At 60.2% G+C, this 4,659-nt stretch carries 4 protein-coding genes; 1 reads left to right on the plus strand and 3 read right to left on the minus strand.

Going from position 1 to position 4,659, the window contains the following annotated elements; genetic code table 11:
* The 3 genes from NW819_RS10160 to NW819_RS10170 form a co-directional block, all read right to left on the minus strand.
* The coding region (locus NW819_RS10160; RefSeq protein WP_414413663.1) for an ATP-binding cassette domain-containing protein at positions 1 to 520 on the minus strand (520 nt) is incomplete at its 3' end.
* Between the two features lie 225 nt (positions 521 to 745).
* A complete protein-coding gene (devC, locus tag NW819_RS10165) occupies positions 746 to 1,930 on the minus strand; it encodes an ABC transporter permease DevC (RefSeq protein WP_414342672.1) in 1,185 nt (394 codons plus the stop codon).
* 9 nt (positions 1,931 to 1,939) lie between these two features.
* Positions 1,940 to 3,091 carry an ABC exporter membrane fusion protein gene (locus tag NW819_RS10170; protein ID WP_414413664.1) on the minus strand — a complete coding sequence of 384 codons (1,152 nt, stop codon included), beginning with the start codon at positions 3,089 to 3,091 and terminating at the stop codon, positions 1,940 to 1,942.
* Positions 3,092 to 3,407: 316 nt separating this feature from the next.
* On the opposite strand from NW819_RS10170, the gene murC reads away from it, so the two are divergent.
* The coding region (gene murC, locus NW819_RS10175; protein ID WP_414413665.1) for a UDP-N-acetylmuramate--L-alanine ligase at positions 3,408 to 4,659 on the plus strand (1,252 nt) is incomplete at its 3' end.

Below are 4,659 nucleotides of genomic sequence, written 5' to 3' on the forward strand. Positions count from 1 at the left end.
GGGCAATGGCCACCCGCTGCTTTTGTCCGCCGGAAAGCTGTTCCGGGTAGTAGTGGACGCGATCCCCCAGGCCCACCGCCGCCAGCATTGCTTCCGCTCGCTGCTGGGCTTCCTGAGGAGAGAGGCCGTTGTGCAGCTCCAGGGCCATGCGCACGTTTTGGGCTGCCGTCAGGGATCGCAGCAGGTTATGGGCCTGGAAAATGTACCCGACCTGGCGGCGGATTCGAATGAGAGTACTGGGCTGAGCTCCCCGCAGCTCCCGTCCCAACACCCGCAAGCTGCCCCCCTGCACCGAGCGCAAGGCCCCCAGCAGCGTCAGCAGGGTGGTTTTGCCGGAGCCGGAAGGGCCAGTCAGCAGCACGATCTCCCCTGGCTGCAGGGCAAAGCTAATGTCGAAGAGAATCTGCTTGCGCAGGGATCCCTCGCCGAAATAGTGGTTTACACCTTCGGCTTTCACCACCGGCTCAACGGCATTCTGGGCAGAAGCAAGGGCAGCTTGATCGAGAAGAGGAGTCAGCATAGGAAACTCAAAATCTCAAAACTTTGCGTTGACAACTCATTGACCACTTAGGCCGTCATTTGGAGCGTTGAGATGAGACGATTTAGAAACCTTTGGCCGGAGAGCGTTGATGAGGATCCCAGAAGTTTTTAGACAGCCTAGCTCAAACCCTTCACCATCCATCCGATCCCCTTTGGCAGACTATTGACTTACCAACGCCCCGGCGCCCTGCCCACAGCCAAAACTCTAGAAAATGTCGGCAGGATCCGCTGCCCGCAGCCGTCGCACGGCAATCGCTCCTGAGATGAAACACATGCTCACCGCCAGCCCCAGCACCAGCACTGCCCGGTTGAAGGTCATGGCAATAGGCAGCAACGTGGCATTGGCCGTCAAATCGTAGAGCAAAACCGACAGGGCAAAGGCAGGAATGTACCCCAATCCGGCCAGCAGGATCGCCTCTTGAAATACCACTCCCAGCAGGTAGGTATCGGTATAGCCCATGGCTTTGAGAGTGGCATATTCCGCCAGGTGATCCGACACATCGGTGTAGAGAATTTGATAGACAATCACAATGCCGACAATAAAGCCCATGCCCACCCCCAGGCCGAAAATAAAGCCGATGGCTGTGCCCTCTTCCCAGTAGGTTTGCTCCATATCGATAAACTCCGCCCGTGAGAGCACCCGCACATCTTCCGGCAGCAAAGCCCGCATCTGCCGCACCAAGGGATCCGGATCCACACCCGGCTGAAGCTGCACCACGCCGATATCCACTAGGCCGCGCCCCCGCTGCGGAAAAATGCGCAGGAAATTGAGATCGCTGGTGAGAATGGTGCCGTCGGCTCCAAAGGTGGCCCCCATCTCAAACAGGCCCCCCACCTGGACGCGGCGGTTTCCCACCTCAGTAACCACCTCTCGCCCGGACTCAAACCACTCTGGGATGGGGCCAAACTCGCTGCGGGAGCGGCGGTCAAAAAGCACCACGTCCGCCTTTTTGATCTCTTCCAGCTTGTCCGGCGTCAGTTCCGGCAAGTCCAACAGATCAGCCGAGGGATCCACTCCTACCACGAAAATGCTGCGGGTACGGCGGGTCTCTGGGTTTTTCCAGAGGGCAAAGCCCACATAAACGGGTGAGATGGCCCGCACCCCCTCAAAGCCCAAAGCCTGATAGAGTCGCCGCTGGGAGAAGGTGTTCATGGCAATCAGGGCGTTGGACTGAGGGCTGACCAGGAAGATCTCTCCCTTCAGGGCCACGTGGAAGCGGATGGCACTTTCCAGCAGGCTGTCTTGGAAGCCCAACTGCATGAACATCAAGATGCAAGCAAAGGCAATGCCCGCCAGGGCCACCAGCAGGCGGATCTTCTCCCGCGTCAACTGCAGCCAGGCCAACGGGATCCGATGGGCGATAAAAGCCACACTGAACAGGCTGTACATGGGCTGAGCCTACCCCTCGACATCAATGGCCACATTCACCTGCAGGTTGGTCAGGCCAGCCACGCGGGCGCTGCTCTCCGGATCCAGGCGGATATACACTTCCACCACGCGGGCATCCACATCGGCAGCTGGGTCGGTGTTGAGCACATCTTTCTTGCCAATCTGCAGGCCCACCCGCTCCACTCGGCCCTGCAGGGTTTCTGGCAGAGCGCGGTTGCTAATGGTGGCCTGCTGGCCTGGCCGAACCCGCAAGATGTCTGTTTCGTAGACCTCGGCCACCACCATCATTTGGTCAGTGTTGCCCAGCTCGAGAATGCCCTCGTCGGCGGGGATGACCTCTCCAGGGCGGGTGTGGATCTTGAGCACCTGTCCAGCACGGGGAGCGCGGATGAGGGTGCGCTCTAGGCGAGCTTCTGCCAGTTCCAGATTGCGGGCCAGGGATCCCAGTTGGACTTGGGCTTGGGCCAGACTCAGTCCCGCCTCGGCAGCTTGGACTTGGGCTTGGGCATTGAGCAGATCCCGCTCACGGGCCAGGCGCAGTTGGCTCAGGGTGGCTTCGGCAGCCCGCAAGTCCTCCTGTCGTTGCCGCACCAGCAGCCGGCGTTGATCCAGCTCTTGTTGCGAGATTGCTCCTTCCTGCCAGAGCTCCTGAAAGCGGGCCAGATTGGCCTCGGCATCGGCCAGTTCTGCCCGGATACGTTCCACCACCGCTTCCTGGGAGCGGATTTGCATCTGTTGCGGCTCGTCCAGACGGCTGAGGCGGGTGCGTGCCTCTTGGATTTGGGCCTGACTGAAACGGGTCTCGGCCTGCAACCGGGCGCGGGCCTCTTGAAGTTGGGCGGCAGCGTACTCTCGCTCCGCCAACCGCTCGGCGTAGCTTTCCAAGCGGGCCAGCACTTGGCCTGCCACCACGCGATCCCCCTCGGCCACCAGCAGCTCTCCCAGCCGTTCTCCGGGGAAACCGGCAATGCGCAGCACTTCCCCCTCCGGCTCCAGGCGACCCAAAGCACCAACTTGCGGAGGCAGCCGCATTTCCACCGTTGCCTCTGCACTTCCCGATACCGACTGTGTGGCTCCCTGTTGGCTCAATCCCAGCCATGCCAGACCGGCACAACCAAGCAGCCCGACTCCTGCCAGCGACCAAAGCGCTCGTGGGTTCATGGCCTTTTACCTGCTGTGGCTTTGCAGACGACAAACGCCGCCTCTTTTTCTTAAAAAAGTGTAAAGTTTTTGGGATGAAAATGTCCAGTTGTATTCTGTGTTGCTTGTGCTCACCGTATTTTCACCCCCTGTGGGTTCCCCAAGGTGCCGGCAGATCACGGCAACCGGTGGGGCGCAGCCTACCTAGCTCTGGGGATTCCTGATATGATGTGGCCTGTTCGAACCTGTTCGAGCCTGTTTGTGGGTGCCGTTCCCGTCGCTAGGACGCAGTTCTTTTTTGGGGTGTGATGGTCTCTAGGAGTGGGGTGGAGTTGCGATGGTGGAAACAGTTGGAGGAGGGGATCCCATCCCGCCGTTGCCGGTTCGGTCTCAGCCTCCGCCCCTGCATTTGGATCCCCTAGATCCCTTGCTTTCCACCTATCACTTTGTGGGCATTGGTGGAGTGGGGATGTCGGCCCTGGCCTATATCCTGGCTAAACAAGGGTTTCGCGTTTCCGGATCCGACATTGTCGCCAATGGCCGTACCCGCCGCCTGGAAGCTTTGGGGGTGCGCTTCTTTCAGGGCCACAGCTTGGAGGGGTTGGTCGGGGATCCCCAGGTGGTCTATTCCAGCGCCATTCGCCCCACCAATCCAGAATTGGCTGCTGCCCTGGGCAAGGGATTGACGGTTTGGCACCGGGCAGACTTGTTGGCGGCTCTGTTTAACCGTCGCTCCGGCATTGGGGTGGCCGGCACTCACGGCAAAACCACCACCAGCAGCATGATCGGCTATGTGTTGCTCTCGGCGGGCTGGGATCCCACCTTGATTATCGGCGGGGAAGTGGATGCCTGGGATGGCAATGCCCGTCTGGGCAAGGGGGAGTATTGGGTGGCCGAGGTGGATGAGTCGGATGGATCCCTGGTGCGGCTCTATCCCAAGATTGGGGTGATCACCAACATTGAGCTGGATCACCCCGATCACTACGCCGATTTGGGGCAGGTGATCCGGGCTTTTCAACAGTATGGGCAGCAAAGCCAAACCCTGGTGGCCTGTCTGGACTGTCCCAACGTGGCGGCTCACCTGAGGGTGGATGTGGGCTACAGCCTGACCGGTCATCCCCAAGCCCAGTACCAAGCTCGCCAAATCCTCTACACTGCCAGTTTCACCTGCGCTGAGATTTGGGAAAGGGGATCCCTCCTCGGACAACTTCGCCTACAGGTGTTGGGATCCCACAACCTCAGCAATGCCCTGGCGGCGGTTGCCGTTGGGCGACAGTTGGGCTTGGAGTTTGCGGTGATTGCCTCAGCTTTGGCGCAATTTCGGGGGGCGCATCGCCGCTTTGAGCACAAGGGGGAAGTGGGTGGAGTCACCTTTATCGACGACTATGCCCATCATCCCAGCGAGATTCGAGCCACCCTGCAGGCAGCACGGCTACAGCAGCGGCGGGTGGTGGCCGTGTTTCAGCCTCATCGCCACAGCCGTTTGGCTGCCTTGTTCCAGGATTTTGCCCGCTGCTTTGGGGAGGCGGACGTGGTGGTGATCGTGCCTACGTATGGAGCGGGAGAGCCGGCGCCTGAGGGTTCCGACA

Source organism: Synechococcus sp. R8-2 (assembly GCF_047461715.1).
GTDB lineage: Bacteria > Cyanobacteriota > Cyanobacteriia > Thermostichales > Thermostichaceae > Thermostichus.